The sequence below is a fragment of the Actinoplanes sp. NPDC048967 genome, assembly GCF_040649415.1.
In the GTDB taxonomy this organism is placed as follows: Bacteria; Actinomycetota; Actinomycetes; order Mycobacteriales; family Micromonosporaceae; genus Actinoplanes.
In genome coordinates this window covers 497,664-521,099 of the sequence record NZ_JBEZFL010000002.1, presented here as the reverse complement: position 1 = coordinate 521,099, position 23,436 = coordinate 497,664, and the positions used below count along the sequence as shown (strand labels likewise).

At 72.1% G+C, this 23,436-nt stretch carries 29 protein-coding genes; 20 read left to right on the top strand and 9 right to left on the bottom strand.

Annotated elements, in window-relative coordinates; all coding sequences use genetic code 11:
* Positions 1 to 3: 3 nt before the first annotated feature.
* Positions 4 to 459: a universal stress protein gene (locus AB0C12_RS09195; RefSeq protein WP_360545860.1), complete on the top strand. Its 456-nt coding sequence runs from the start codon at positions 4 to 6 to the stop codon at positions 457 to 459.
* Between the two features lie 10 nt (positions 460 to 469).
* Here AB0C12_RS09195 and mshD read toward each other — a convergent pair whose 3' ends face one another.
* Positions 470 to 1,336 carry a mycothiol synthase gene (gene mshD / locus AB0C12_RS09190; RefSeq protein WP_360545858.1) on the bottom strand — a complete coding sequence of 289 codons (867 nt, stop codon included), beginning with the start codon at positions 1,334 to 1,336 and terminating at the stop codon, positions 470 to 472.
* Positions 1,333 to 2,049 carry a response regulator transcription factor gene (locus AB0C12_RS09185; protein WP_212989174.1) on the bottom strand — a complete coding sequence of 239 codons (717 nt, stop codon included), beginning with the start codon at positions 2,047 to 2,049 and terminating at the stop codon, positions 1,333 to 1,335. Before AB0C12_RS09185 ends, mshD begins: the two co-directional genes overlap by 4 nt.
* A gap of 328 nt (positions 2,050 to 2,377) precedes the next feature.
* Here AB0C12_RS09185 and AB0C12_RS09180 point away from each other — a divergent pair, with 328 nt between their 5' ends.
* The 7 genes from AB0C12_RS09180 to AB0C12_RS09150 all read left to right on the top strand — a co-directional run bounded on the left by AB0C12_RS09180 (position 2,378) and on the right by AB0C12_RS09150 (position 9,631).
* On the top strand, positions 2,378 to 3,397 hold the full coding sequence (locus AB0C12_RS09180) for a hypothetical protein (protein ID WP_360545856.1): 1,020 nt from the start codon (positions 2,378 to 2,380) through the stop codon (positions 3,395 to 3,397).
* A gap of 65 nt (positions 3,398 to 3,462) precedes the next feature.
* A complete protein-coding gene (locus AB0C12_RS09175; RefSeq protein ID WP_360545854.1) occupies positions 3,463 to 4,251 on the top strand; it encodes a DUF2993 domain-containing protein in 789 nt (262 codons plus the stop codon).
* An 18-nt stretch (positions 4,252 to 4,269) separates the two neighbouring features.
* The gene (locus tag AB0C12_RS09170; RefSeq protein WP_360545852.1) at positions 4,270 to 4,398 is read left to right on the top strand and encodes an Ms5788A family Cys-rich leader peptide; all 129 of its coding nucleotides are present in this window, start codon (positions 4,270 to 4,272) and stop codon (positions 4,396 to 4,398) included.
* Between the two features lie 172 nt (positions 4,399 to 4,570).
* Entirely contained in the window at positions 4,571 to 5,419 is an 849-nt protein-coding gene (locus AB0C12_RS09165) for a sulfurtransferase (RefSeq protein ID WP_360545850.1), read from the top strand.
* 2 nt (positions 5,420 to 5,421) lie between these two features.
* On the top strand, positions 5,422 to 5,751 hold the full coding sequence (locus AB0C12_RS09160) for a DUF1416 domain-containing protein (protein WP_360545848.1): 330 nt from the start codon (positions 5,422 to 5,424) through the stop codon (positions 5,749 to 5,751).
* Between the two features lie 69 nt (positions 5,752 to 5,820).
* Positions 5,821 to 6,684, top strand: a complete 864-nt coding sequence (locus AB0C12_RS09155; protein ID WP_360545846.1) for a hypothetical protein — start codon at positions 5,821 to 5,823, stop codon at positions 6,682 to 6,684.
* 124 nt (positions 6,685 to 6,808) lie between these two features.
* Positions 6,809 to 9,631 (top strand): RICIN domain-containing protein, encoded by a 2,823-nt coding sequence (locus AB0C12_RS09150; protein WP_360545844.1) that lies wholly within the window; start codon positions 6,809 to 6,811, stop codon positions 9,629 to 9,631.
* Here AB0C12_RS09150 and AB0C12_RS09145 read toward each other — a convergent pair.
* From AB0C12_RS09145 to AB0C12_RS09135, 3 genes are read right to left on the bottom strand one after another with little or no spacing between them, the layout of a single operon-like run.
* Positions 9,628 to 10,248 carry a hypothetical protein gene (locus tag AB0C12_RS09145; protein ID WP_360545842.1) on the bottom strand — a complete coding sequence of 207 codons (621 nt, stop codon included), beginning with the start codon at positions 10,246 to 10,248 and terminating at the stop codon, positions 9,628 to 9,630. The genes AB0C12_RS09150 and AB0C12_RS09145 overlap by 4 nt on opposite strands.
* Entirely contained in the window at positions 10,229 to 10,744 is a 516-nt protein-coding gene (locus AB0C12_RS09140) for a sigma factor-like helix-turn-helix DNA-binding protein (protein ID WP_360545840.1), read from the bottom strand. The genes AB0C12_RS09145 and AB0C12_RS09140 overlap by 20 nt, the downstream gene beginning before the upstream one ends.
* 42 nt (positions 10,745 to 10,786) lie before the next feature.
* Positions 10,787 to 11,161 carry a DsrE family protein gene (locus AB0C12_RS09135; protein WP_360545838.1) on the bottom strand — a complete coding sequence of 125 codons (375 nt, stop codon included), beginning with the start codon at positions 11,159 to 11,161 and terminating at the stop codon, positions 10,787 to 10,789.
* Between the two features lie 14 nt (positions 11,162 to 11,175).
* Between AB0C12_RS09135 and mtfM the strand changes: the two genes are divergently transcribed.
* Together mtfM and AB0C12_RS09125 are read left to right on the top strand one after the other, a co-directional pair.
* Positions 11,176 to 11,280, top strand: coding sequence for a small membrane protein MtfM (gene mtfM / locus AB0C12_RS09130; protein ID WP_281420991.1), 105 nt, complete (start codon positions 11,176 to 11,178; stop codon positions 11,278 to 11,280).
* A complete protein-coding gene (locus AB0C12_RS09125; protein WP_360545836.1) occupies positions 11,277 to 11,876 on the top strand; it encodes an FABP family protein in 600 nt (199 codons plus the stop codon). The genes mtfM and AB0C12_RS09125 overlap by 4 nt, the downstream gene beginning before the upstream one ends.
* An 88-nt stretch (positions 11,877 to 11,964) precedes the next feature.
* On the opposite strand, the gene AB0C12_RS09120 is transcribed toward AB0C12_RS09125, so the two are convergent.
* Complete coding sequence (locus AB0C12_RS09120; protein ID WP_360545834.1) at positions 11,965 to 12,756, bottom strand: aminotransferase class IV; 792 nt, start codon at positions 12,754 to 12,756, stop codon at positions 11,965 to 11,967.
* 62 nt (positions 12,757 to 12,818) lie between these two features.
* Between AB0C12_RS09120 and AB0C12_RS09115 the strand changes: the two genes are divergently transcribed.
* The 8 genes from AB0C12_RS09115 (at position 12,819) to AB0C12_RS09080 (ending at position 18,398) form a co-directional block, all read left to right on the top strand.
* Positions 12,819 to 13,217, top strand: a complete 399-nt coding sequence (locus tag AB0C12_RS09115; RefSeq protein WP_360547078.1) for a Fur family transcriptional regulator — start codon at positions 12,819 to 12,821, stop codon at positions 13,215 to 13,217.
* Complete coding sequence (locus AB0C12_RS09110) at positions 13,214 to 14,275, top strand: folate-binding protein (RefSeq protein WP_360545832.1); 1,062 nt, start codon at positions 13,214 to 13,216, stop codon at positions 14,273 to 14,275. The genes AB0C12_RS09115 and AB0C12_RS09110 overlap by 4 nt, the downstream gene beginning before the upstream one ends.
* 27 nt (positions 14,276 to 14,302) lie before the next feature.
* The gene (locus AB0C12_RS09105) at positions 14,303 to 15,136 is read left to right on the top strand and encodes a 3-keto-5-aminohexanoate cleavage protein (protein WP_360545830.1); all 834 of its coding nucleotides are present in this window, start codon (positions 14,303 to 14,305) and stop codon (positions 15,134 to 15,136) included.
* A complete protein-coding gene (locus AB0C12_RS09100) occupies positions 15,133 to 16,068 on the top strand; it encodes an asparaginase (RefSeq protein ID WP_360545828.1) in 936 nt (311 codons plus the stop codon). Before AB0C12_RS09105 ends, AB0C12_RS09100 begins: the two co-directional genes overlap by 4 nt.
* A gap of 69 nt (positions 16,069 to 16,137) precedes the next feature.
* Positions 16,138 to 16,668, top strand: coding sequence for a helix-turn-helix domain-containing protein (locus AB0C12_RS09095; protein WP_360545826.1), 531 nt, complete (start codon positions 16,138 to 16,140; stop codon positions 16,666 to 16,668).
* Complete coding sequence (locus AB0C12_RS09090; RefSeq protein WP_360545824.1) at positions 16,665 to 17,117, top strand: hypothetical protein; 453 nt, start codon at positions 16,665 to 16,667, stop codon at positions 17,115 to 17,117. Before AB0C12_RS09095 ends, AB0C12_RS09090 begins: the two co-directional genes overlap by 4 nt.
* A gap of 70 nt (positions 17,118 to 17,187) precedes the next feature.
* Positions 17,188 to 17,511 carry a DUF2516 family protein gene (locus AB0C12_RS09085; RefSeq protein WP_360545822.1) on the top strand — a complete coding sequence of 108 codons (324 nt, stop codon included), beginning with the start codon at positions 17,188 to 17,190 and terminating at the stop codon, positions 17,509 to 17,511.
* Positions 17,508 to 18,398, top strand: a complete 891-nt coding sequence (locus AB0C12_RS09080) for an alpha/beta fold hydrolase (RefSeq protein WP_360545820.1) — start codon at positions 17,508 to 17,510, stop codon at positions 18,396 to 18,398. The genes AB0C12_RS09085 and AB0C12_RS09080 overlap by 4 nt, the downstream gene beginning before the upstream one ends.
* 1 nt (position 18,399) lies before the next feature.
* Here the strand turns inward: AB0C12_RS09080 and AB0C12_RS09075 are convergent, their stop codons facing one another.
* The gene (locus tag AB0C12_RS09075; RefSeq protein ID WP_360545818.1) at positions 18,400 to 19,434 is read right to left on the bottom strand and encodes a hypothetical protein; all 1,035 of its coding nucleotides are present in this window, start codon (positions 19,432 to 19,434) and stop codon (positions 18,400 to 18,402) included.
* 152 nt (positions 19,435 to 19,586) lie between these two features.
* Here AB0C12_RS09075 and AB0C12_RS09070 point away from each other — a divergent pair, with 152 nt between their 5' ends.
* Both AB0C12_RS09070 and AB0C12_RS09065 read left to right on the top strand, forming a co-directional pair.
* Complete coding sequence (locus tag AB0C12_RS09070; protein ID WP_360545816.1) at positions 19,587 to 20,048, top strand: hypothetical protein; 462 nt, start codon at positions 19,587 to 19,589, stop codon at positions 20,046 to 20,048.
* Positions 20,049 to 20,059: 11 nt separating this feature from the next.
* The gene (locus tag AB0C12_RS09065; protein ID WP_360545814.1) at positions 20,060 to 20,869 is read left to right on the top strand and encodes an EI24 domain-containing protein; all 810 of its coding nucleotides are present in this window, start codon (positions 20,060 to 20,062) and stop codon (positions 20,867 to 20,869) included.
* A 6-nt stretch (positions 20,870 to 20,875) separates the two neighbouring features.
* On the opposite strand, the gene AB0C12_RS09060 is transcribed toward AB0C12_RS09065, so the two are convergent.
* Entirely contained in the window at positions 20,876 to 21,892 is a 1,017-nt protein-coding gene (locus tag AB0C12_RS09060; protein ID WP_360545812.1) for a LacI family DNA-binding transcriptional regulator, read from the bottom strand.
* A 4-nt stretch (positions 21,893 to 21,896) separates the two neighbouring features.
* Positions 21,897 to 23,324, bottom strand: a complete 1,428-nt coding sequence (locus tag AB0C12_RS09055; protein WP_360545810.1) for a GH1 family beta-glucosidase — start codon at positions 23,322 to 23,324, stop codon at positions 21,897 to 21,899.
* Between the last annotated feature and the right edge of the window lie 112 nt (positions 23,325 to 23,436).

The window sequence follows — 23,436 nt, the reverse complement described above, 5'->3', positions numbered from 1 at the left end:
GAGGTGTCCGGCTTCGAGTTCGGCACGGACGGACCGCACGCCATCATCGCCGGCGTGGACGGCTCGCAGACCTCACTGCGCGCGGCCGCGTACGCCGCCGGCCTGGCCCGGCGCCAGCACACCCGGCTCGTGGTCGTCTATGCCCGCGGTGCCCCGGGCGCACTGCTCACGCTGGCCGATCCCACCGGCCTGGCCACCCGGGCCGAGCTGGACACCCAGGACCAGATCGAGGCCCAGCTCCGCGCCGAGCTCGACCGGCAGGCCCGGGTCTGGGGAGTCGACGCCCGCCTCGAGGCCCGCCAGGGCGACCCGCTCACCGTGCTCAGCGAGGTCGCCGATGAGGTACGCGCGGACGCGGTGATAGTCGGCTCGTCGCGCAGCGTGGGTCACCGGATCGCCGGCTCGCTGGCGGTCCGGCTGGTCCGCTGCGGCCGCTGGCCGGTCACCGTCGTCCCGTGACCGCCGGGGATCAGTCCCGGCTGTACATCACGTCGGTGGAGTGGATGTCGAAACCCAGCCGCCGGTAGAGGGCGACCGCGGCGGCGTTCGACTCGTCCACATAGAGCAGCACGTCGGCCAGGCCCAGCCCGGCGAGATGCCGGAGACCGGCCACGCTGAGGGCGGCGCCCAGCCCACGGCGGTGACCGCCCGGGTCGACCCCGAGCACGTAGATCTCGCCGATCGCGGGCTCGCTGCCCTCGGCCGGGTGCACCTTGGTCCAGTGGAAGCCGAGCAGCCGGTCGTCGGCCGGGTCCACCGCCAGCAGGAAACCGGCCGGGTCGAACCACGGCTCGCCGAAGCGCAGCCGCAGGTCGTCGGCCGTCCAGCGGCCCTGCTCCGGGTGGTGGGCGAAGGCCCGGGAGTTGACGCCCAGCCAGGCCTCGTCGTCGGCGCCGGGCACGAAGGTCCGCACGGCGATGCCCTCGGGCAGGGGCACCTGGGGCAGGTCGCTCAGGGACCGGCGCATCTGCCAGAGCACGCGGGAGCGGGAGAAGCCGGCCTTCTCGGCGAAGGCCCGGGCGGCCTGCTCGTCACCGTGCGCCCAGAACTGGAGAGGGCCGGGACCGGCCGCCGCCAGCAGGGCAGTGCCGTAGCCGCGGAGCCGGTGTTTCGGGTGCACCACCAGCTCGCCGGACGTGCCGTCCAGGTAGGCGTAGCCCGCCAGGGTGTCGTCCGCATACACGAGCAGGTGGGTGCGGCCGGAGCCGCGCAGGCCGAGGACACCGTCCTCCGACAGGGGGTGGACGCCGTCGGCCTCGTCCGCCGCGGCGGCCAACGTGAGCACGTCGGCCGCCTCGGCGGGGGAGAGCCGGTCCTGGGAGCGGACCTTCGTCATACGGGCAGCGACACGGGCTCGTTGTCGGGCAGCTGCCGGCCGCTCGGCGGGACCACGAACTTGTAGCCCACCTGGCGGACGGTGCCGATCATCGACTCGTACTCCGAGCCGAGCTTGGCGCGCAGGCGCCGCACGTGCACGTCGACCGTCCGGGTGCCACCGAAGTAGTCGTAGCCCCAGACCTCGCGCAGCAGCTGGTCCCGGGTGAAGACCCGGCCCGGGTGCTGGGCCAGGAACTTGAGCAGCTCGAACTCCTTGTAGGTGAGGTCGAGCGGACGGCCCTTGAGCTTGGCGGCGTAGGTGTCGGGGTCGATGTTGAGCTCGCCGGCCCGGATCGAGCCGCCGGCCCCGGCCGTGGCGTTGGTCAGCCGGCCGACCGCCAGGCGCAGCCGGGCCTCGACCTCGGCGGGACCCGCGCTGGCCAGGATGACGTCGTCGACACCCCAGTCGGCGTTGAGGGCGATCAGGCCGGCCTCGGTGACCACTGCCATCAGCGGGACACCGATGCCGGTCGCGTGCAGCATCCGGCACGTCGCACGAGCCTCGGAGAGCTCCGAGCGGGCGTCGACGAGCACGGCGTCCGGGCTCGGCCCGGACACCAGAGTGCGCACGTCGCGAGGCGCCGTGCGCACGGAGTGGGGCAGCAGGTCCAGGGCGGGAAGCACGGCGGAGGGCTCACCAGCACGTGTCGTCACCAACAGGAGGATTTCCACACTCACCTCGATCCTCGCGGCACGGGGCCGCTCGGGTGACCCGGTCCGCGCAGCTCAGGGCTGCGCCACCGGTAGGACTTGTCCCGGCGTCACCGACGGGTGGGCTGCGAATACCTTAACCGATGCACTACGCGGAAAGCCCTGGTCGGATCGCCAAGTGATGTGAACTACGCCCCGGAGGTGGCCGAACGGCCGGATCGTAACCAGCCTTTCACCCGACCCGCGCCGCCGGCTCCGTGGGAGCGCGTCCATGTTGCCGGCTCGTGTCGAATGAGATGAGCACGCCGCGATGAGCGCGATCGGCTCCGGGTCTGGCACGATCGCAGGCGTGCTTCCCTCCGCGCCGCGCGACAACGACTCCTGGGACGACGACGTCTCCCGGGAGATCGCCCGGTCGGCGCCGGGCCGGTCGTCGTCCGGCTTCTACGCCGGCGCCCCCGAGCCCGCCTCCCGGATCGGCGCCCGTGGCGGCGATCCGGACGAGGACGACGCCGAGGAGATCGAGGAGGAGATCCCCGAGGTCCCGGTCCGCCGCCAGCTGTCGGTGGCGATCGCCGGCTTCGCGGCTCTGCTCGGCGTGGGCCTGATCCTGGGGGCCCAGACCTCCGGACCGGACGCGCGCCTGCCGTACGCGATCGTGGTCTTCGGGGTGCAGTTGCTCTTCATCCTGGCCTTCACCATGGCCATCCGGCCGCCCGCGGTCGGCACGGTCGCCGGGGTCTGCGTGGCCGCCGCCCTGGTGGCCGACTACCTGGCGGTCAACCGCGAGCCCGCCGGGATCGTGCCGCTGATCGTGGTCGCGGCGGCCGGCTACGCGGTGGCCGTGGCCGGGCAGTTCATCCGTCCCGGCGACCGCATGCACGTGCGCGACGCGCTGAGCGGCACGCTGCTGATCGTGGTCGGCGTGGTCTCGTTCGCGCAGCTGATAGTGCTCACCCGCAAGCCGGTCGGCACCCAGGCGGTGCTGGTCTGCCTGACCGCGGTGGCCGTGTCGGTGCTGGTCGCGCACCTGGTCGACGCCTTCTTCCCACGGCCGCGGATCGCGCCGCAGGTGCCCCGCGGCGCCAGCGGCATCATCGCCGGGGCCATGCTGGGCACTCTCGCGGCGGCCGCGCTGGGCAGCGTGCTCGTGCTGCCGTTCACGCCGGCCAAGGGCGCCCTGCTGGGCTTCGTCGCCGCCGGGGTGGCCATGCTGGTGGACCTCGCGGTCAACTATTCGGAGGTGGGCCGCCGGATGGCCGGTGACACACCGACCTTCTGGGTGGCCCGGCACATGCAGGGTCCGCTGGGTGCGTTCGCCCTGGCCCTGCCCGGTGCGTACGTCCTGACGGCCTTCTTCCTCAGTTGAGGGTGTCCGGAGAGCTCGCATCGGGCATATACCGTGCCCCATCCTGACGTGAACGGGAGGCCGTAGTGGCTGAGGTGTACGGGTCCGCACGGCCGCGCAAGCGCTGGGGTCGGCGTCTGCTGATCACCTTCGTGGTGCTGCTGCTCATCATCCTCGGGGCGCTGGTGGTGGCCGACCGGTTCGGCGCCTCCTACGCCGAGCGCGAGATCGGCGACCGGGTCGCCCAGCAGCTCACCGAGCAGAAGGCCACGGCCGAGAAGCCGGACGTGACCATCGAGGGTGTGCCGTTCCTGACCCAGGTCCTGGCCGGGAAGTACCAGGAGATCAAGATCCTGCTGAACAACTTCTCCGGGCCGGCCGGCAACGGCAAGAACATCAAGCTGGACCGGCTCGACATCCGGGCCAAGGACGTGAACGCGCCGCTGGACACCGTGCGCACCGGCAACGGCGACATCGTGGCCGCCACGGTCACCGGCGTCGGCACGCTGAGCTATCCCGACCTGGCCGACCTGATCGGCCAGAAGGGTCTCAAGCTCAGCGAGCGGGACGGCAAGCTGATCGGGGCCGCGCCGTTCGAGGCGCTGGGCCAGACCTTCAACACCACCGGTACGGCGAACCTGGCGGTCAAGGACGGCGTCGTCAGTGTCACCTTCGCCGACGTGACCGCGGAGGGCCTGCCGAACATCCCGCTGGTGCGCACCCTGGTCGACAACTACGTGAAGCAGCTGGCCTTCGATCTCAAGGTGCCGGCCCTGCCGCTGGGCCTGAAGGTGCAGAAGGTCGAGCCGCGCGCCGACGGCCTGTACGTGACCACCGGAGCAAGCAACGTGTCACTGAGTTCGGGCGGTCTGTGACCGCGACCACGATCCCGGATGGTGGTCGACGGTGTTCCGAGCCGTGGACCCGCTGGTAAGGTCGCGTTCATGAGCCCTCTGCTCACCAAAAGGCGCGCGGTCGACCTGTGCCGCGTGGCCGCCTGCCTGTGTCGCCCTGTCATCTGACGGGGCCATTCACGCTGCGCAGGATCTGATCTTCCTCTGATTCTCCCCGCCCGGCAGTGGCGCCGTCGCACCCAACCCAACGTGATCCGTACCGCAAGGGTCCCGCGCGGGGTGCGACCGAATCTCCGCGCGCCGACTCACCCCCATCTCACCTGACCAAGGGAGTACTCCGATGAGTCGCGACACCGCACTCGTCTCTGCCGACTGGGCCGAGAAGAACCTCGACACGCAGGGCGTCGTCTTCGTCGAGGTCGACGAGGACACCGCCGCCTACGACGGCGGCCACATCCCCGGCGCTGTGAAGATCGACTGGAAGACCGACCTGCAGGACCCGGTGCGCCGGGACTTCGTCAACCAGGAGCAGTTCTCCAAGCTCCTGTCGGACAAGGGCATCGCCAACGACGACACCGTGATCCTGTACGGCGGCAACAACAACTGGTTCGCGGCGTACGCGTACTGGTACTTCAAGCTCTACGGGCACGGCGACGTCAAGCTGCTCGACGGTGGCCGCAAGAAGTGGGAGCTCGACGCCCGCCCGTACAGCAAGGACGTCCCGAACCGGGCCGCGACGCAGTACCAGGCGTCCGCCCCGGACCTGTCGATCCGCGCCTTCCGCGACGAGGTCGTGCAGGCCATCGGCGTGCAGAACCTGGTCGACGTGCGCAGCCCCGACGAGTTCGCGGGCCGGCTGCTGGCCCCGGCGCACCTGCCGCAGGAGCAGTCGCAGCGCGCCGGCCACATCCCGACCGCGATCAGCGTGCCGTGGAGCAAGGCGGCCAACGAGGACGGCACCTTCAAGTCCGACGAGGAGCTGGCCAAGATCTACGGCGAGGCCGGCCTGGACGGCAGCAAGGACACCATCGCCTACTGCCGCATCGGCGAGCGTTCCTCGCACACCTGGTTCGTGCTCAAGGAGCTGCTCGGCCAGCAGAACGTGAAGAACTACGACGGTTCCTGGACCGAGTACGGCTCGCTCATCGGCGTGCCGATCGCCCTCGGCGACGAGCCGGGAGAGGCGTGATCATGACTTCCCCCTCCAACATCGCGGACGGTTGCGCCGCGCCCGACCAGTCGGCTCCCATCCCGGCCAGTGTCGACCTGCAGAAGGAAACCGTCATCACGGGCGTCGTGAGCAACGCCGAGGGTGAGGCGGTGGGCGGCGCGTACGTCCGCCTGCTGGACTCCACCGGTGAGTTCACCGCGGAGGTGGTCACGTCCCCGGAGGGCGTTTTCCGCTTCTTCGCCGCGCCGGGCTCCTGGACGCTGCGCGCCCTGTCCCGGCACGGCAACGGCGACCTGGCCGTGGACGCGACCCGCGGCGTCAACGAGGTCGGCCTCAGCGTCAGCTCCTGACCCACGCTCTGTTCACGAAGGGCGGGACCCGCACCGGGTCCCGCCCTTCGTCGTGCGAGCATGGCTGCCGTGACCGCCCCCGGGTACCACCCTGTCGCCCCGCCGCCCGCTGCCCGGCGGCCCCGGCGGCGCTGGTGGCTGACCGGGGTGGTGGTGGCCTGGGCGGTGGTGCTGACCGGCTTCGCCGTCTGGTCCGTACGCAATGATCCACCGACCGTGCCGGAGCAGCGCGACATCGCCGCGGCCCTGCCCGTGTTGCAGCGGGCCACCGGGGTGACGCTGGCCGCGGCCGACGCCGCCGACCGGGTGGTCACGCTGGGCCAGCTGAGTTTCGACGGGGACTGTGCCCTCACGCCCGTACGCGAGGGTGTCGAGGCCAGCCGGGAGATCACCGTCCACGTCCAGCCGGGTCAGGTGCCCGGCGTGCTGCAGGCGATCGCCCGGGCGTTGCCCGCCGGGTACGCGGCCACGGCCCGGCACAACGAGGCCCGCACCCGCTACGGCCTGCGGGCCGACGCCGGTGAGTTCGTGGGGGTCGACACCACTGCCGACGCGGATGCCTCCGCCTTCACGCTGCTGGTCTCGACGGGATGCCGGCCGCTGGCCGACGGGGTGGATCTCGATCCGGCACCCGTGGCGGCCACCGAGGTGCCGCCGGCGTTCACCGCCGCGCTGCGGGCGTTGGGGGCGACGGCAGCAAAGGCCACGAGCAGTGAGGTGAGCTGCCCGAGCGGCGGCGTCGCCCGTACGGTCACCGCCGACGAGCTGTCCGCACCCGCCGATCTCGGGCGGGCGCTGCAGGGCGCCGTCGCCGGGGCGATGGTGGTGCAATCCGACCCGCACGCGTGGGCGTACCGGGCCGGGAACGTGTCGGTGGTGGTCAGTGACAGCGAGGGCCGGGCTCGGGTGGACGCCACCACCGGCTGTCGTTAACAAACTTTCCATCGAGCACGGCCGATCTATTTACATGCGTGAATCGATGTTTTACGATCACGTAACGCAAGAAATCGCACATAATCCACCATGACTGCACGCCCTGGCCCACCCGGAGGCTGCTGTGGACCGTCGTACCTTCCTGGCCGGAACCCTCGCTGTGCCCGCCGTCGCGGCGGTCACCGAGCTCAGCACGGCAGCGCCCGCCGGGGCGGCCGCGCCCGGCTACGTCGTCAACCGCTCGCCGCTGCGTCCCGACGCCTTCCTGCGGCTGACACCCGGCCGGACCCGGGCCGGCGGGTGGCTCGCCACCCAGCTCGCCCACCAGCTCGACGGCCTCAACGGCCGGCTGCCCGAGGTCTCGCATTTCCTGCGGTACGACGAGACCGGCTGGATCCGTCCGGAGCTGGGCGGCTGGGAGGAGGTGCCGTACTGGCTCAAGGGCTTCAGCAGCCTGGGCTACGTCACCGGCGACCCCCGGGTCATCGCGGAGACCAAACGCTGGATCGACGGCGTGCTGGCCACCCAGGCGGCCGACGGCTACTTCGGCCCCACCCGGCTGCGGACGAGCCTGGACAACGGCCCCGACCTGTGGCCGCACATGCCGATGCTGCACGCGATCCGCACCTTCGGTGAGTTCACCGGCGACGCCCGGGTCGTGCCGTTCCTGACCCGCTTCCTGCGCTACGTCAACGGCTGCCCGACCAGCGTCTTCTCACAGAGCTGGGGCAGCTACCGGTGGGCCGACACGCTCGAGGTGGTGTTCTGGACCTACAACCGCACCGGCGACGCGTTCCTGCTCGACCTGGCCCGCAAGATCCACGCCAACTCCGCCGACTATCTGAACAACCTGCCGTCGCCGCACAACGTCAACCTGGCACAGGGTTTCCGCGAGCCGGCCGTCTACTCCGTGCTGTCCGGCGACGCCGCGCACCGGCAGGCCAGCTACGCCGACTACGACCTGATCATGAAGAGCTACGGGCAGTTCCCCGGCGGCGGGTTCGCCGGTGACGAGAACGCCCGGCCCGGCTTCAGCGACCCCCGGCAGGGCTTCGAGACCTGCGGCATCGTCGAGTTCATGGCCGGGCACGAGATGCTCGGCCGGATCACCGGCGACCCGGTCTGGTTCGACCGGGTCGAGGACCTGGCGTTCAACTCGCTGCCCGCGGCGCTGGACCCGAAGCAGCGCGGCATCCACTACATCACCAGCGCGAACAGCATCGCGCTGCGCGATCGGACCGGCAGCCAGGGCCAGTTCCAGAACGGCTTCCCGATGCAGGCGTACATGCTGGGCATCGACAACTACCGGTGCTGTCCGCACAACTACGGCATGGGCTGGCCGTACTACGTCGAGGAGATGTGGGCGGCCACCCCGGACGCCGGGCTGGTGGCCAACCTGCACGGCCCGTCGCGGGTCACCGCCGCGGTCGCCGGGGGTACGGCGGTGACGATCGTCGCCGACACGGCCTACCCGTTCGGCGACACCATCACCTACACCGTCAGCACCCCGGCCAGTGCCGCGTTCCCTTTGTACCTGCGGGTTCCCGGCTGGTGCACCGACCCCGTGCTCACCGTCAACGGCGCCGCCGCGGCCGTGGCGGCCGGCCCGGCGTACGCGAAGATCAGCCGGACCTGGCAGGACGGCGACCGGGTCGTGCTGCGCCTGCCCATGCGGACCCGGGTCCGCACCTGGACCGCCATGCAGGACAGCGTCTCGGTCGACTTCGGCGCGCTGACCTTCTCGCTGGCCGTCACCGAGCAATGGACCCGCACCGGCGGCACGGAGACCTGGCCGAACAGCGAGGTCCGGCCCGGCTCACCGTGGAACTACGGGCTCGACGGCGCGACGTCCTTCGCCGTCACGACCGGCCTGGGTGACGTGGCCGATCCGTTCACCCCGGCCACCGCGCCGATCAGGATCACCACGCCGGCCCGCCGGATCCCCGCCTGGACGGCCGACAGCGACGAGATCGTCACTCCGTTGCAGGACAGCCCGACGCCGTCCGCGGAGCCGGTGGAGACCATCACTCTGATCCCGATGGGGGCCGCCCGTCTGCGCGTCACCTCGTTCCCGACGATCGGCGATGGCCGGCCGTGGGTGCCGCCCGGTGTCGCCTTCCGGATCCGCAACCAGCACAGCGGCAAGGTCCTCGGCGTCGACCAGATGTCCCAGGCCAACAGCGCGCGGGTGGTGCAGTTCGCGGACAGCGGCACCCCGGACCACCTGTGGCAGCTGGTCGACAACGGCGACGGCCACGTCCGGATCCGCTGCGTGAACTCGGGCAAGGTGCTGGGCGTCGACCGGATGTCCACAGCGGACTCGGCCCAGGTGGTGCAGTTCGACGACACCGGCACCGCCGACCACCTGTGGCAGCTGGCCGACAACGGCGACGGCCACCTGCGGATCAGGAACAAGAACTCCGGCAAGGTGCTCGGCGTGGCCGGCATGTCCACCGCCGACTCGGCCAACGTGGTGCAGTACGCCGACACCGGCACCGCCGACCACAACTGGCAGCTGATCCCGGACGGCACGGTCAAGCTCCAGGTGACCCACACCGGCAAGGTGCTGGCGATCCAGGACATGTCCACCGCCAACGGCGCCCAGCTCACCCAGTGGCCGCCGACCGGCACCGCCGACCACGTCTGGAAGTTCGCGGACGTGGGCGGCGGCCACTTCCGGATCGTGAGCAACCTGACCGGCAAGTGCGTCGACGTCAGCGGCGCGGCCACCACCGACGGCGCCCGGGTGACCCAGTGGGACTACCTGGGCGGGACCAACCAGCAGTGGCGGCTCGCCTGGTCCGGATCGGGAACGTTCGCGCTGGTCGCCCGGCACAGCGGCAAGGTCCTGGAGGTCTCCGGGCAGTCCACGGCCGACGGTGCGGCCGTCACCCAGTGGGCCGACCTGGGCGGGGCGAATCAGCGCTGGCGGATCGTGCCGGGTTAACAGCCGGGCGGGCGGGCCGGCTCGCCCAACTCCACCAGGGCCATGTTCACCTCGGTCGTGGTGGCCAGCCGGCGGAAGCCGGTGCCGAGCGCCAGGTCGATGGTCCGGCCGCCCCGGTCGGGCAGGAACTTCATGGCGACGTCGCCGCTGACCAGTGCTCGCACCACGGTGGCGGCGCCGACCGCCTGGGGCCCGTACCGGAGCACCGCCGCGGGTCCCGCGTTGTCGGCGTCGGGATCGAACGACCTCAGCTCGCTCGCGACGAAGCCGCGGTGCCCGAGCTCGACGGCCGTCGCGCCGACCAGATCGGAGCGGCCGACGACCTTGATGATCACGTCGCCGGGATCGTCGGGGAGCTTGAGGTCGACGGGGAACGAGCAACGGGACGACGACGGGCCGGCGGGCAGCGTGGCGACCGGGCCCGCGTCCCCATCGGTGACCGAGCTCAGGCCGAATCCGCCCGCCACGACCACCGTGGCCAGCGCCGCGGCGGTGCCGATCCGGCGGCGGCGGGCCCGGCTGCGGCCCCGCTCCCGGACTGCGGCTGCCGGGGCCAGGCGTACCTGGTCGACATCGGCCGACAGCTCCGACAGACGTTCACGAACCGGACGCGACATCACTGACCTCCTGCGGGTGGTCGCCGAGCAGGCCGGCGAGCGCGGTACGGGCCCGGGACAACCGGGCCTTGACGGTTCCGGCGGGGGCGCCGGTGTGCAGCACGATGTCGTTCACCGACATGTCGAGCAGGTAGTGCAGGGCCACCGCCTGGCGCTGGGCGGCCGGCAGCTGCTGCAGGGCGGCGACCACGGCCACCCGGTCCGGTGACGGGCTCGGCGCTGCCGGCTCGGGCGGACCCATCCGGGCCTGGGCCGCCCACCGGCGCCGCAGACCCCGCCACCGGTTGGCCGCCAGCCGCCACCCGGCCGCCCGGACCCAGCCCTCCGGGTTCTCGTAACCGGAGACCTTCGGCCAGTGCTGCCAGGCGCGGGCGTACGCCTCCTGGGCCATGTCCTGCGCGTCGGCCAGGTCGCCGCAGACGGCGTACAGGTAGAGCACGACGCGCCGGGCGCTTGCCTGGTAGAAGGCGTCGAAGTCAGCGGTGCTGGGTGGCATGACCAAGTACACCCCGCAGCGGCGGGGCCGGTTGCATTCCCGTCAGTAGACGATCGCCTGGGCGCCGTCGGACATGATCTCCTCGACGAACACCGCGGCGCCGGCGATCCGGATGCCCGGCAGGACGTCCTGCGGGCCGATCTCCCGGCGGGCGGCGCACTGCGTGCAGGCGGTGACCCGGCCGCTGCCGATCAGCAGGTCGAGCAGGTCCGGCAGCGGCGCGGCGTGCGGCAGCTCGAACTGCGCGGCCCGGCCCGGCAGGGCGAACCAGGTGGACTCACCGGTCAGCCAGAACGAGACGTCCACCCCGGACGCGGCCGCGGTCGAAGCCACGGTGAACGCCTGCGAGCAGCGCTCCGGGGCGTCCGCGCCGGCGGTTGCCTTGACGACGAGCAAGCGGGCCATGCGGGTCAGCATAGGATGGGCCGGTCATGGTTACCGAGATCGGGTTCGTGAGTCTGCTGGTCGCCGGGTTCGGCGGGCTGGCAGGCGGTTTGGGCTATCTGGCGATGCGCATTGCAAGGGGACGCTGGTGAGCAGTGAGACGGAAAACCCGCTGGGCCCGCCGCCCTGGCTGAACGCGCCGCCGGTCGAGGCGTACCCGTACGAGGAGACGCACGACCTGCGGCAGGGGCCGGATCTGCACCCGGCGCTGCTGGGGCTGCTGCCGTTCATCGGGTTGTGGCGCGGACGTGGGCAGGGCGGCTTCCCGGCACCGGAGGACTTCGACTTCGCGCAGGAGGTCCGGATCAGCCACGACGGGCGGCCGTTCCTGGCCTACGAGTCGCGGATCTGGATCCTGGACGCGGACTCCCAGCCGGTGCGGATGGCCGACCGGGAGACCGGCTGGTGGCGGCCCGTGCTGGTGAACGACCGGCCGGGCGACGAGATGGAAGCCACCATGATGACCCCGGACGGCGTCATGGAGCTCTACATCGGGCGGGTCAGCGGCACGCGGCTGGAGATGGTGACCGACGCGGTCGTCCGGACGCCGTCCGCCCAGGAGGTCACGGCCGGGCACCGGCTGTTCGGCATCGTCGACGGGGCGCTCCTCTACGCCCACGAGATGTCCGGCATGGGGGAGACGCTGGTGCCGCACCTGTCGGCGAGGCTGCTCCGGGTGGGTGGCTGATCTTTTTCAAGGTCAAGGGCAAGGCCATGTCGTGCCTGGTTGCATGGTGCTGACCGTCGCTCCCGCCGAACGCGAGCTGCGTGCTTGGTCAAGACCCGTCGTAGCCGAGCAGGCTGAGCAGGCGCGGCGTCCACGGTGACGCCGCGCGCTCGACGCCGTCGACGCTGCGCGCCTCCGCCAGGCCGCGCAGCGAGCTCGCCAGCCAGATCGCGTCCGTGGCGGCCAGCTCCGCTGCGGTGATCATGCGTTCTTCCGCGTGCAGGCCCAGCTCCGGCGCTCGGCTGAGCAGGTGGGCGGCCGTGGTGCCGGGGAGGATCCCGACCTCGGCGGCGGGGACCGTGCAGAGGGTGTCGCCGGTGAGCCAGATCAGGCTGGCTGTCGGGGCTTCCAGGGCGTGGCCGTCGGTGCGGAGCCAGAGGACGTCGTCGGCGCCCTGCCTTTTCGCCCAGCGGGTGGCGGCGAGGTTCTCCGCGTACGAGATGGTTTTGGCCGGGGCCAGCGACCAGGGTGGGCGGGACGTCACGCCCAGGTCCGCGGTGATCAGCTTGATGCCGTCGCGGCGCTGGCGGCGGGCGGTGGCCGGCACCGCGCCGACCGTGGCATAGAACGTCGCCGGGGTGACGATCAGCCGCAGGGCGCCTTCGCCGCCGGTCCAGGCCTGCGCCGCTCGGGCGGCCAGGGCGGCGAGGTCCGCGCGCGGCGGCAGGGGCACTTCGAGCAGGGCCGCCGACCGGGCCAGGCGGTCCAGGTGGGCGTCGAGCAGCCACGGGCCGTCCGGGCGCAGGTGCAACGTCTCGAAGACACCCTCGCCGTACAGCACGCCCCGGTCCACCGGGCTCAGCTCGCCTGAGCCGGGGATCACCATCAAGCTGTCGCTCACCAGAGAAGAGGGTATGCCGTGCGAACTATGCTCGTACCGTGTCCTCCTCTTCCCTCGCCGAGATGCTCCGGGAGCGCGGCCTGCGACTGACTCCGCAGCGCCAGCTGATCCTGGAGGCGGTGCACGAGCTGGGCCATGCGACCCCCGAGCAGATCCACCACACCGTGCGGGAGCGGGCCGCCGGCGTCAACATCACCACCGTCTACCGCACCCTCGAGCTGCTCGAGGACCTCCGGCTGGTCAGCCACACCCACCTGTCGCACGGCTCCCCGACATACCACCGCGCCGGCGAGGACCAGCACGTCCATCTCGTCTGCCGCGACTGCGGGTCGATCGACGAGGTCGACCCGGGCGTGATGCTGCCGGTGACCGAGCAGCTGCAGCGGGACCGCAACTTCCGGGTCGACGTGGGCCACGTGTCCCTGTTCGGCGTCTGCGGCGACTGCAAGGAGCAGCCATGACCACCGTCCTGATCGAGGAGCTGGAGCCCACGTCGGCCGACGCCGGCGTCCCGGCCCACTACGGCGACCCGATGCGCGAGCAGCGCACCCTCGACACCGCCGTCGGCCTCGTCGACCGTTCCAACCGCGAGGTGCTCGCCGTGCCGGGCGAGGAACGCGCGAGCTGGCTGCACACCCTCACCACCCAGCACCTCAGCGACCTGCGCGCCGGGCAGGGCACCGAGCTGCTTGTCCTGTCCCCGCACGGGCACGTCGAGCAGCACGCCCTGGTCGCCGAGGACGGCACCACCGCCTGGCTCGACACCGAGCCCGGGGCCGGCGCCGGCCTGCTCAGATACCTCGAGATGATGCGCTTCTTCACCAGGGTCGAGCCGCGCGACGCGAGCGCCGAGACCGCCGTGCTGTCCCTGGTCGGGCCGCAGGCCGTGGCGGCCGCGCGGGAGCACCTGGGCGTGCAGCTCGCCGAGCCGCGGATCTTCGAGGTGCCCGGGCCCAAGTTCGCCGCCGGGGCGGTGCCGGCCGCACCGACCGCGCTCTACGACGTGCGGCCGTTCGGCTCCGGGGCCCTGGCGCGCCGGGTGCCGCTGGGCGTCGACCTGCTGGTGCCGCGCTCCTCGCTGGCGGAGGTGCTCGCGCTGCTGGCCGACGTGCCGAAGGCGGGGCTGTGGGCGTACGAGGCGGTCCGGGTGGCGCACCGGGTGCCGCGGCTGGGCTGGGAGACCGACCACCGGACCATCCCGTCCGAGGCGAGTCTCGTGGCGCCGGCCGTGCACCTCGACAAGGGCTGCTACCGGGGCCAGGAGACGATCGCCCGGGTGCATCACCTGGGCAAGCCCCCGCGCCGGCTGGTGCTGCTGCACCTCGACGGGATCGCCACCGACCAGCCGCCCGCGCAGGGCACGCCGGTGACGCTGGACGGCCGGGCCGTGGGCTTCGTCGGCACCGCCGTGCGCCACCACGAGCTGGGCATGATCGCGCTGGCCGTCCTCAAGCGCAACGTCGCCGACGACGCGGCCCTGCTGGTGGGGGAGTCAGCCGCGGCCATCGACATCTCCTGAGCAGGGGCGGCATGGCAGGATCGCGGCATGACCGGGACCCTCATCACTGTCGCGCCCACCGGCGCGGAGAGCAGTAAGGCAGCCGTACCCGCGCTGCCGGTGACGATCGACGAGCTCGTGGCCACCGCCAAGGAGTGCGAGGCGCTCGGCGCCGCGATCGTGCACGTCCACATCCGCGACGACGCGGCCGAGCCGACCCTGGACCAGGGCCGGCTGCGCGAGACCGTGGCCGCGCTGCGGCAGTCGACGGACCTCATCGTGCAGCTCTCCTCGGGCGGCGCGGTGACCGATCCCGAGGCCGACCGGCTGGCCGTGCTGGACGCGGGCCCGGAGATGGCCTCCTGCACGATGGGCACGGTCAACTTCGGCGACGGCGTGTTCCTGAACCGCTGGGAGTTCATCGTCGACCTGCACACCCGGATGCAGGACAAGGGCATCGTGCCCGAGTACGAGATCTTCGACCTGGGCCAGCTCACCACCCTGCAACGCCTGCTCGCGCAGCACGGCCTGCCGTACGGCGGCCACGTCCACGTCGACCTGGTGATGGGCGTGCCCGGCGGCATGCCCGGCACCGCCGCCGCGCTGGTCGCGTGCCACCAGGCGATCCGGGACCTGCCCGCGGGCACCACGTTCTCGGCCACCGGCATCGGGCGCAGCACGATCCCGGTGATGCTGGCTTCCCTGTCGGCGGGCGGGCACCTGCGGGTCGGCATGGAGGACACCGTCACGTACGCGAAGGGCCGTCCCGTCGAGTCGAACATGCAGCTGGTGGCCCGGGCGGTCGGCTTCGCCCAGCTGGCCCAGCGTCCGCCGCTGACCACGGCCGAGGCCCGTGAGCTGCTCGGGATGGTGGCCCGATGATCCTCGCCGAGGTCGTGCGCTCGGGTTTTGTCGAGTCCGTGCACTACGGCTCGGTGGTCGTACTGGATGCCGACGGCGCGACGATCGCGGCGGCCGGTGACGTCACCGACCCGTTCTTCCCGCGGTCGTCCAACAAGCCGCTGCAGACCGTCGGCATGCTGCGGGCCGGCCTGCGCACCGCCGACCCGGCCGATCTCGCGCTGATCAGCGGCAGCCACTTCGGCGAGCCCTTCCACGTCGCCCGGGTCCGCCAGATCCTGGCCACCGCCGACCTCGACGAGTCCGCGCTGCGCTGCCCGCCGTCGCTGCCGCTCTCGGAGGACGAGCGCGACATCGTGCTGCGGGACGGCGGCGGAGCCACCCCGGTCCTGATGAACTGTTCCGGCAAGCACGCCGGGATGCTCGCCACCTGCGTGGTCAACGGCTGGTCGCTCGCGGACTACCGGGACGCCGAGCACCCGCTGCAGGTGGCGCTGGCCGCGGCCGTGAGCGACCTGGCCGGGGAGCCGATCGCCGCCACCGGCATCGACGGCTGCGGTGCGCCGGTGTTCGCCGTGTCGCTGACCGCGCTGGCGCGGGGCTTCCAGCGGCTGGTGGACGCGCCGCCGACCTCCTTCGAGCGGCTGGTCGCCGACACCATGCGGGCCGACCCGGAGCTGGTGGCGGGCACCGGCCAGGACGACACCCGGCTGATGCGCGGCGTGCCCGGGCTGCTGGCCAAGGGCGGGGCCGAGGGCGTGGTGGCGGTGGCTGTCGAGGGTCTCGGCGCGGTGGCGATCAAGGTCGCGGACGGCGCCATGCGGGCCCGGATGCCGGTGCTGGTGTCCGCGTTGCGCCGGCTCGGCGTCTCCGCGCCCGTACTGGACGAGCTGGAGACAGTGCCGATGCTCGGCGGCGGGGTCCGGGTCGGCGAGGTCCGCGCGGCCTGGTGACCGGGTTCACGCTAGCTCTTGTTAGCGTTTTGCTTGCAGGAGCTAGCACCGCGGGCTACCGTCGAATGCATGGCCGCACCCAAGGACCTGCCCCAGGACATCGGTGGATTCATCCGTGACCTGCGGCAGACCGCAAAGATCTCGCTCCGGCAGCTCGCCGACCGGGCGGGCGTGAGCAATCCCTATCTCAGCCAGATCGAGCGCGGCCTGCGCAAGCCCAGCGCCGAGGTGCTGCAGCAGCTGGCCAGCGCGCTGCGGGTGTCGACCCCCGCGATGTACCTGCGGGCCGGCCTGCTCGACGGCGAGGGTCAGCAGGGGGTGCTGGCCGCCATCGCAGCCGATCCCGAGCTGACGATCGCGCAGAAGCAGTCCCTGTCGCAGATCTACGAGACGTTCCGCAACGAGACCGCCCGGCAGATGCCGCCGGCGGCCCCGTCCGACGAGAGCACGCCCGAAGAAAGCACACCCGGCGACGGTGTGCCGGCCGCGGACGTGCCGGACGAGGACGAGGCCCTGCGGGCTGTCGTCCAGGACGTGGCAGTCGTCGAAGGCGGCGCCGCCCCCGCACCCAAGACCACCAAGCCCGAGGAGAAGTCATGACCGAGCAGACCAAGACCCGTTTCCCCGCTCCGCTCTACGCCGCCGCCGGTGCCGGTGACCTGGCCTACCAGCAGCTGCGTAAGCTGCCGGCCGTCGTCACCGAGCTCGGTGACCGCGCGGTCGCCTCGCTGCGCACCGCGAACGACACGGCGAACAGCACCGCCACCACGCTGAAGAGCACCGCGAGCAGCACCGACTTCGACAAGCTGCGCGAGACCGCCACCGCGGGCGCCGTCGCGTTCGCCCAGGCCGCGCAGGAGCGGGCCCTCGCCGTCTACACCTCGCTGGTCGCCCACGGCGAGCGCGTGGTCGGCACCGGTGTGGTCGAGGCCGCCGACGTGGTCAACGCCGACATCGAGACCACCGAGGAGCCGAAGGCCGTCGAAGCGGCCGCCACCCCGGCCCCGAAGCCGCGCAAGCGCGTCGCCCGCCCCGCCACCGACAAGTAAGTAACGACCTGCGACTGATTGATCAGCGGGCCTCGGCGTCAGCCGGGGCCCGCGGCATAGACTGGCGGTCATGGCCTACAGCGCGACACCCATCTTCTACGACGACGTCGCGAGCCTCATCTCGTTCGCCGTCCTGATCCTGTCGTTGGTGGTGCAGGCAGTCGCACTGATCCACTGCGTGACCCAGCGCGGCGACGGGTTCCAGGCCATCGGCACCCTGCCCAAGGGCGCCTGGCTGGCCATCCTCGCGGTCTGCATCATCCTGACGCTGCTCGGCGTCGGCGGCGGCGCCACCGGCCTGTTCGGCCTCATCGGCGTCGCGGCCGCCCTCATCTACCTGCTCGACGTCCGGCCCGGCCTGCGTGACCTGTCGGACGGCAAGGGCTTCTGGTGAAGCGTCTCCGCTGGCCGCCGCCTCCGGACGGCGGCCCGCGGAGCTCCGGCCCGGGGCCCAGCGGGCCCCGCAGCGGCCGGCCCACCCTGCCGATGCCGCCGACCCAGCTGATCGAGACCCCGCACGGCGGCCGGCTCGAACAGCTCGTCACCGGCGTCGGCGAGCCGGTCACCGTCTTCGCGCACGGGCTGGCCGGCGACATCGCCGGGACCCGCCCGCTGGGCAGCGGCGTCCTCGGCCGCCGGGTCTTCTTCCACTTCCGCGGGCACGGCCGCTCCGACGCGCCGCCCGGCCCGTGGAGCTTCGCCGATCTCGCCGACGACCTGCGGGCCGTCGCCGACCGGGCCGGGGCGACCCGGGCACTGGGCATCAGCATGGGCGCGGGGGCGCTGTGCCGGCTGCTCGCACAGTCTCCCGAGCGCTTCGAGCGGATCGTGCTCTATCTGCCCGCGCCGCTGGACGGCGTGCGGCCGCCGGTGGCCGAGGCGCGGCTGGCCCGGTTGCTCACCGCGGTGGAGTCCGGCGAGGCGGCACTGGTCGCCGAGGCGGTCGAGCCCGAACTCCCGCCGGCGGTGCGCAACACGCCGACGGGCTGGAGCTATCTGCGTCACCGCGTCGAGCAGCTGCTGACCGACGGGCTGGCCCCGGAGCTGGACACGCTGTGGCGCGCTCCCGCGGTGCCCGACGAGTCGGTGCTGGCCGCGTTCCGGGGCCCGGCCCTGGTCATCGGCTGTGTCGGCGACGACGTGCACCCGGTGTCGGTCGCGGAACGCCTGGCCGGACTGCTGCCGGGCGCGGAGTTGCAGGTCTACGACAGGCCCACGCTGCTGTGGACCCATCGCAAGGAGCTGCGCGAGCGCATCTCGACCTTCCTGAACGCGGAGTGACTCAGCTGGTGAGCTTCTGCACCCGGTACTTCCAGCCGTTGTCGTTGCCGGCCCGGTCCACCGCCACGTAGTCGACCTCGAAGGAGTAGCCCTTCGAGAGGCCGGGCACCGGCACCTTCCAGACGCCCTTGGAGTCCACTCCGCGCCAGGAGACGGCCGCGTTGGGGATCTTCGTCTTGCCCGGGGTGTAGCGGACCCACTTACGGGTGGAGAAGTTGAAGTAGTAGTCCTTGGTGGCGGTCCACTTCCACAGCTGCACGCCGACCGAGTCCATGCCGATCTGGCCGTCCTTGGCCGTGCCCTGGATGGTCTTCCAGTACGAGGCCCGGGCCGGCTTGCGCGGCACCGTGAGGGTGCTGCTGGGGGCCGTGTAGTCGACCTTCACCGTGTACGCCCGGGTGGTCACCGGCGTGGTCTTGCCCTGGGCGTTCTCCAGGGTGATCCGCGCGGCGTGCGTACCGACCGGGTAGTAGTGCGTCGTCGAGCCGGTGGTGGGGCCGAGCAGGCTGGTCTTGCCGTCACCCCAGTCCACCCACACCCGGGTCGCGGTGGCCGGGATGCCCGAGAGCAGCAGCTTGGCGGTGGCGCCGCCGCCCTCCCAGCTCCAGTTCGACGCGACGTTGAACTTGTAGCTGCCGATCGCGGTCGCCACCTGCACCGTCGTGGTGGTGTTGGTGATCGTCGCGGTGCCCTCGCCGTCGGTGTCCTTCAGCTGCACCTTGACCGGGTAGCTGCCGACCGCGGCGTACTTGTGGGTGGCCTTCCTGGCCTCGGCGGCCAGGGTCTGCACCGGCGAGCCGTCGCCCCAGTCGACCGTGCGCTCGGCGACCGACTCCGGGGTCTCGTCGACCAGCTCGCCCTCGGTCAGCGTGACCTGCTGACCGGTCCAGATGCTGGTGCTGTCCAGGGTGTAGGTGCCGGTCAGCCCGCCGGCGGCCCAGGCGGGCGAGCCGAGCAGGCCCGCGCCGGCCACCGTGCCGGCCCCGAGCGCGAGGGTGAGCATCGCGGCGAGACCGCGAGGTCGTCCGGTATTCATGAATCTCCCCGTGGAAAAGTGCTCGCATTCGATGCGAGCCGATGGACAGTACCGGGCCGGATCGGCGTCGATCAAGCTGTTCCCGGGGCGGCACTTCGGGGCGAATCCGGCTACGCCGTAACTTTTCGGGCTGCTGATCCGGTGTTGAGGACGTGCGGTACTCCCCCAGATCCATCTTCTTCAGCGTCGTGGCCCTCGGCCTCCCGTTCGCCGTCACCGTCGGCTGGACCCTCGGTACGCCTTCCCCCGCCCCACCGCCGGTGAGCGCACCCGGCGGGGCCGGCGGGATCGGTGCCGCGCCACCCCCGAAGCAGGCCACGGCGACCACGTCACCGGTGCTGGACTGGTCGCCCCGGCCGCCCGAGCCGGTGGCGGTGGAGTCCTCGCTGCCCGGCCCGCCCGGCGCGCCCGCCGCCAGTACGGCGCCGAGCCCCTCCACGCCGGTCGTCATCGTCACGTCCGGCTCACCGGATCCGACCCTGACACTGCTGCCGCCGGTGCCCACGCCCACCCAGATCGTCAGCACGCCGCCGAGCCCGTCGGCGACCGTGCCGTCCGGCAGCGCGGCACCGGACTTCGGCCTCGGCGGAGCAGGGCTGGTCCGCAGGTCCTAAGCTCCCGCAACGTGGATGACACTCACCTGCGGTCCGCGGCCGGCCGGGGCGCCGCGGCGACCGGCGGCGCCGTACGCCGGTTCGCCACCGGGGCCGGCCTGCTGGCCCGGGGTCTCGGTCTGATCCTGCGCAATCCGCGGATGCTCGGCCTCGGCCTGCTGCCCGCGGTGATCTCCGGCGTGCTGTACGCGGCCCTGCTGATCACCCTCATCGTCTTCATCGACGACCTGGCGGCCGGGGTCACCTGGTTCGCCGACGACTGGTCGGCCGCCGGCCGGGACGTGCTCCGGATCGTCGCGGGCGCGGCCCTGATCGGGCTCAGCGGCCTGATCGGCGTGCTCACCTTCACCGCGGTCACGCTGCTGATCGGCGACCCGTTCTACGAGAAGATCTCCGGGATGGTCGAGGACCGCTTCGGGGGTGTGCCGGACGAGGTCGAGGTGTCGCTGGGCCGTTCGCTGGCCCGGAGCCTGGTCGACTCGCTGCGCCTGATCGGCCTGTCGGTGCTCTTCGGCATCCCGTTGTTCGCGGCCGGTTTCATCCCGGTGGTCGGCCAGACGGTCGTCCCGGTGGTCGGCGGCGCGGTGGCCGGCTGGCTGCTGGCGGTGGAGCTGACCGGGGTCCCGTTCCAGCGGCGCGGGCGGCGGCTGCGGCACCGCCGGGCGGCTCTGCGCGGCGACCGGGCGACGGCGCTGGGCTTCGGCGTTGCGGTCTTCGCCTGCTTCCTGATCCCGCTCGGCGCCGTGCTGCTGATGCCGGCGGCGGTCGTCGGGGGCACGCTGCTCTCCCGCAAGGTGCTGGGCCTGCCCATCGAGGGCTGAGGACCCTCAGGCCGAGGCGCGCACCACCAGCTCGGTGGGCAGCACCACGGCGTCCGGGACGTCCTGCTTGTCGTTGACCAGGCCGAGCATCTGGCGGGCCATCGTGCGGCCCATGTCGACGATCGGCTGGCGGACCGTGGTCAGCGGCGGGTCGCTGAGCCGGCTGATCTCGAAGTCGTCGAAGCCGACCACCGCCACGTCCGCCGGCACCCGCCGGCCGGCGTCCTTGAGCGCCTGCAACGCGCCGTGGGCCATCATGTCCGACGCCACGAACACCGCGTCGAGCTGCGGATCCTCGGCGAGCAGCCGGCGCATCGCGCGCAGCCCGGAGTCGCGGGTGAAGTCGCCGAAGGCCACGTGCTCGGTCAGCCCGGCGGCGCGCAGGGTGTCCTGGTAACCGGTGAGCCGATCGACGCCGGCGATCATGTCCTGCGGCCCGGCGACGGTGGCGATCCGGCGGTGGCCGGTGCTGATCAGGTGGCGTACGGCCTGACCCACGCCGCCGACGTGGTCCACGTCGACGTAGGGGACCGGCAGCTCGGCCGGGGTCATCGGGCGCCCGCTGCACACCACCGGGATGCCGAGCCGGGCCAGGGCGCCGGGCAGCGGATCGGCGCCGTGCATCGAGGCGAACATGACGCCGTCGACGTGGCCGGCCATCGCGTACCGCTCGACCCGGTCGTGGCTCGCGGCCGAGCCCGCCATCATCAGCACGAGCTGTTTGTCCGCCGCGTCCAGTTCCATGCTCACCCCGCGGATCACCGCGGGAAAGAACAGGTCGTCGGAGAAGACCCGGTTGGCGGTTTCCGGCAGGATCAGCGCGATCGACTCGGTGCGCTGGGTGACCAGGCTGCGGGCAGCCTGATTGGGCACGTAGCCCAGCTCCGCGACGGCCTGGTGCACTGCCTCGCGGATCGCCACGGCGACCGTGGTCGACCCGTTGACGACGCGGGAGACGGTCGCCCTCGAGACGCCGGCGCGCCTCGCCACCGCCTCGAGGGTCGGTCGCTCCCGCGTCACCATCAGCTCACTCCCCGATCCGGCCCTGGTCGGTGAGACCGTTCCGCCGGATCACCTCCTGGTACCACCGTGCGCTGTCCTTGGGCACCCGGCGCTGCGTGGTGTAGTCCACGTGCACGATGCCGAACCGCTTGGCGTACCCCTCGGCCCATTCGAAATTGTCCATCAACGACCACGCGAAGTATCCCCGAAGGTCAACGCCGTGGGAAATGGCATCGAGGCAGGCGCGCAGGTGCCCGTCGAAATACTCGATCCGGTTGGTGTCGTGGATCTGCCCGTCCTCGGCCGGGCCGTCCGGGTACGCGGCGCCGTTCTCGGTGATCATCATGGGCGTACCGGGGTAGTCCCGGTGAATCCGGTCCAGCAGCCGGGTCAGTGCGGCCGGCTCGATCTGCCAGCCGATGTCGGTGATCGGGCCGACCGGCTTGCGGAAGGCGATGCCCTCGGTGCCGGGTGCGTCGGGCGAGGCCGGCTGGCCGGGCTTGGCCGAGACGTACGACGGGGTGTAGAAGTTGATCCCGAGCACGTCGATCGGCGCGTTGATGATCGCCTCGTCACCCTCGCGGATGAAGCTCAGGTCGGTGAAGCGGGCCATGTGCTCGCGCATGTCGTCCGGATACCGGCCGCGCAGCAGCGGGTCGAGGAAGATCCGGTTGCTCAGGCCGTCCACGATCCGGGCGGCGTCGACGTCGCCCGGGTTGTTCTCGTCCAGCGGGAAGACGGCCGACGGGTTGAGGGTGATGCTGACGCTCTGCGCGCCGGCCTCCCGCAGCGCCCGCGCGGCCAGGCCGTGGCCGAGCAGCAGGTGGTGCACCGCCTTGAACGCCGACGCCGCGTCCCGGATGCCGGGAGCGTGGACGCCGCTGGCGTAGCCCAGGTAGGCCGAGCACCACGGCTCGTTCAGCGTGGTCCAGGTGCGGACCCGGTCACCGAGCCGGGCGTGCATGATCTGGGCGTACTCGGCGAAGGCCTCGGCGGTGTCCCGGACGGTCCAGCCGCCCCGGTCCTGGAGGCTCTGCGGCAGATCCCAGTGGTAGAGCGTGACCACCGGGTCGATGCCCTTGCCGATCAGCTCGTCGGTCAGCCGGTCGTAGAAGTCCAGGCCCCGGGTGTTGACCGGGCCGGTGCCGTCGGGCTGGATGCGCGGCCAGGCGATCGAGTACCGGTACGAGGCCAGGCCCAGGTCGGCCATCAGCGCGACGTCCTCGACATACCGGTGGTAGTGGTCGCAGGCCACGTCGCCGGTGTGCCCGGCGTGCACCCGGCCGGGCTCGCGACTGAACGTGTCCCAGATGGACGGGCCCCGCCCGTCCTCGTTCACCGCGCCTTCGATCTGGTACGACGCCGTTGCGGCGCCCCAGACGAAGCCGTCCGGGAACCGTACCCCTGATGCCAGCGGATCGTCGCTCGATTCCACCGAGACGGTTGCCGTCATCCTTCACCGCTCCCTGCGTGATCCGCCGCTGCCGTGCCGGGCCGCGCCGACCGGTCTGATCAGCGGCGGGACTATGACGGGCGACCGGAAGCGATCGCCCTTAACCGGTACA

What these genes read in the sequence shown, in the direction of transcription:
- mshD (WP_360545858.1), bottom strand. Translation starts at nt 1,336, where the DNA reads ATGACGAAGGTCCGCTCCCAGGACCGGCTCTCCCCCGCCGAGGCGGCC.
- AB0C12_RS09170 (WP_360545852.1), top strand. Translation starts at nt 4,270, where the DNA reads ATGGTGGTCGACGGTGTTCCGAGCCGTGGACCCGCTGGTAAGGTCGCG.
- AB0C12_RS09165 (WP_360545850.1), top strand. Translation starts at nt 4,571, where the DNA reads ATGAGTCGCGACACCGCACTCGTCTCTGCCGACTGGGCCGAGAAGAAC.
- AB0C12_RS09160 (WP_360545848.1), top strand. Translation starts at nt 5,422, where the DNA reads ATGACTTCCCCCTCCAACATCGCGGACGGTTGCGCCGCGCCCGACCAG.
- AB0C12_RS09145 (WP_360545842.1), bottom strand. Translation starts at nt 10,248, where the DNA reads ATGTCGCGTCCGGTTCGTGAACGTCTGTCGGAGCTGTCGGCCGATGTC.
- AB0C12_RS09140 (WP_360545840.1), bottom strand. Translation starts at nt 10,744, where the DNA reads ATGCCACCCAGCACCGCTGACTTCGACGCCTTCTACCAGGCAAGCGCC.
- AB0C12_RS09135 (WP_360545838.1), bottom strand. Translation starts at nt 11,161, where the DNA reads ATGCTGACCCGCATGGCCCGCTTGCTCGTCGTCAAGGCAACCGCCGGC.
- mtfM (WP_281420991.1), top strand. Translation starts at nt 11,176, where the DNA reads ATGGTTACCGAGATCGGGTTCGTGAGTCTGCTGGTCGCCGGGTTCGGC.
- AB0C12_RS09115 (WP_360547078.1), top strand. Translation starts at nt 12,819, where the DNA reads ATGCTCCGGGAGCGCGGCCTGCGACTGACTCCGCAGCGCCAGCTGATC.
- AB0C12_RS09110 (WP_360545832.1), top strand. Translation starts at nt 13,214, where the DNA reads ATGACCACCGTCCTGATCGAGGAGCTGGAGCCCACGTCGGCCGACGCC.
- AB0C12_RS09105 (WP_360545830.1), top strand. Translation starts at nt 14,303, where the DNA reads ATGACCGGGACCCTCATCACTGTCGCGCCCACCGGCGCGGAGAGCAGT.
- AB0C12_RS09100 (WP_360545828.1), top strand. Translation starts at nt 15,133, where the DNA reads ATGATCCTCGCCGAGGTCGTGCGCTCGGGTTTTGTCGAGTCCGTGCAC.
- AB0C12_RS09095 (WP_360545826.1), top strand. Translation starts at nt 16,138, where the DNA reads ATGGCCGCACCCAAGGACCTGCCCCAGGACATCGGTGGATTCATCCGT.
- AB0C12_RS09090 (WP_360545824.1), top strand. Translation starts at nt 16,665, where the DNA reads ATGACCGAGCAGACCAAGACCCGTTTCCCCGCTCCGCTCTACGCCGCC.
- AB0C12_RS09085 (WP_360545822.1), top strand. Translation starts at nt 17,188, where the DNA reads ATGGCCTACAGCGCGACACCCATCTTCTACGACGACGTCGCGAGCCTC.
- AB0C12_RS09075 (WP_360545818.1), bottom strand. Translation starts at nt 19,434, where the DNA reads ATGAATACCGGACGACCTCGCGGTCTCGCCGCGATGCTCACCCTCGCG.
- AB0C12_RS09060 (WP_360545812.1), bottom strand. Translation starts at nt 21,892, where the DNA reads ATGGTGACGCGGGAGCGACCGACCCTCGAGGCGGTGGCGAGGCGCGCC.
- AB0C12_RS09055 (WP_360545810.1), bottom strand. Translation starts at nt 23,324, where the DNA reads ATGACGGCAACCGTCTCGGTGGAATCGAGCGACGATCCGCTGGCATCA.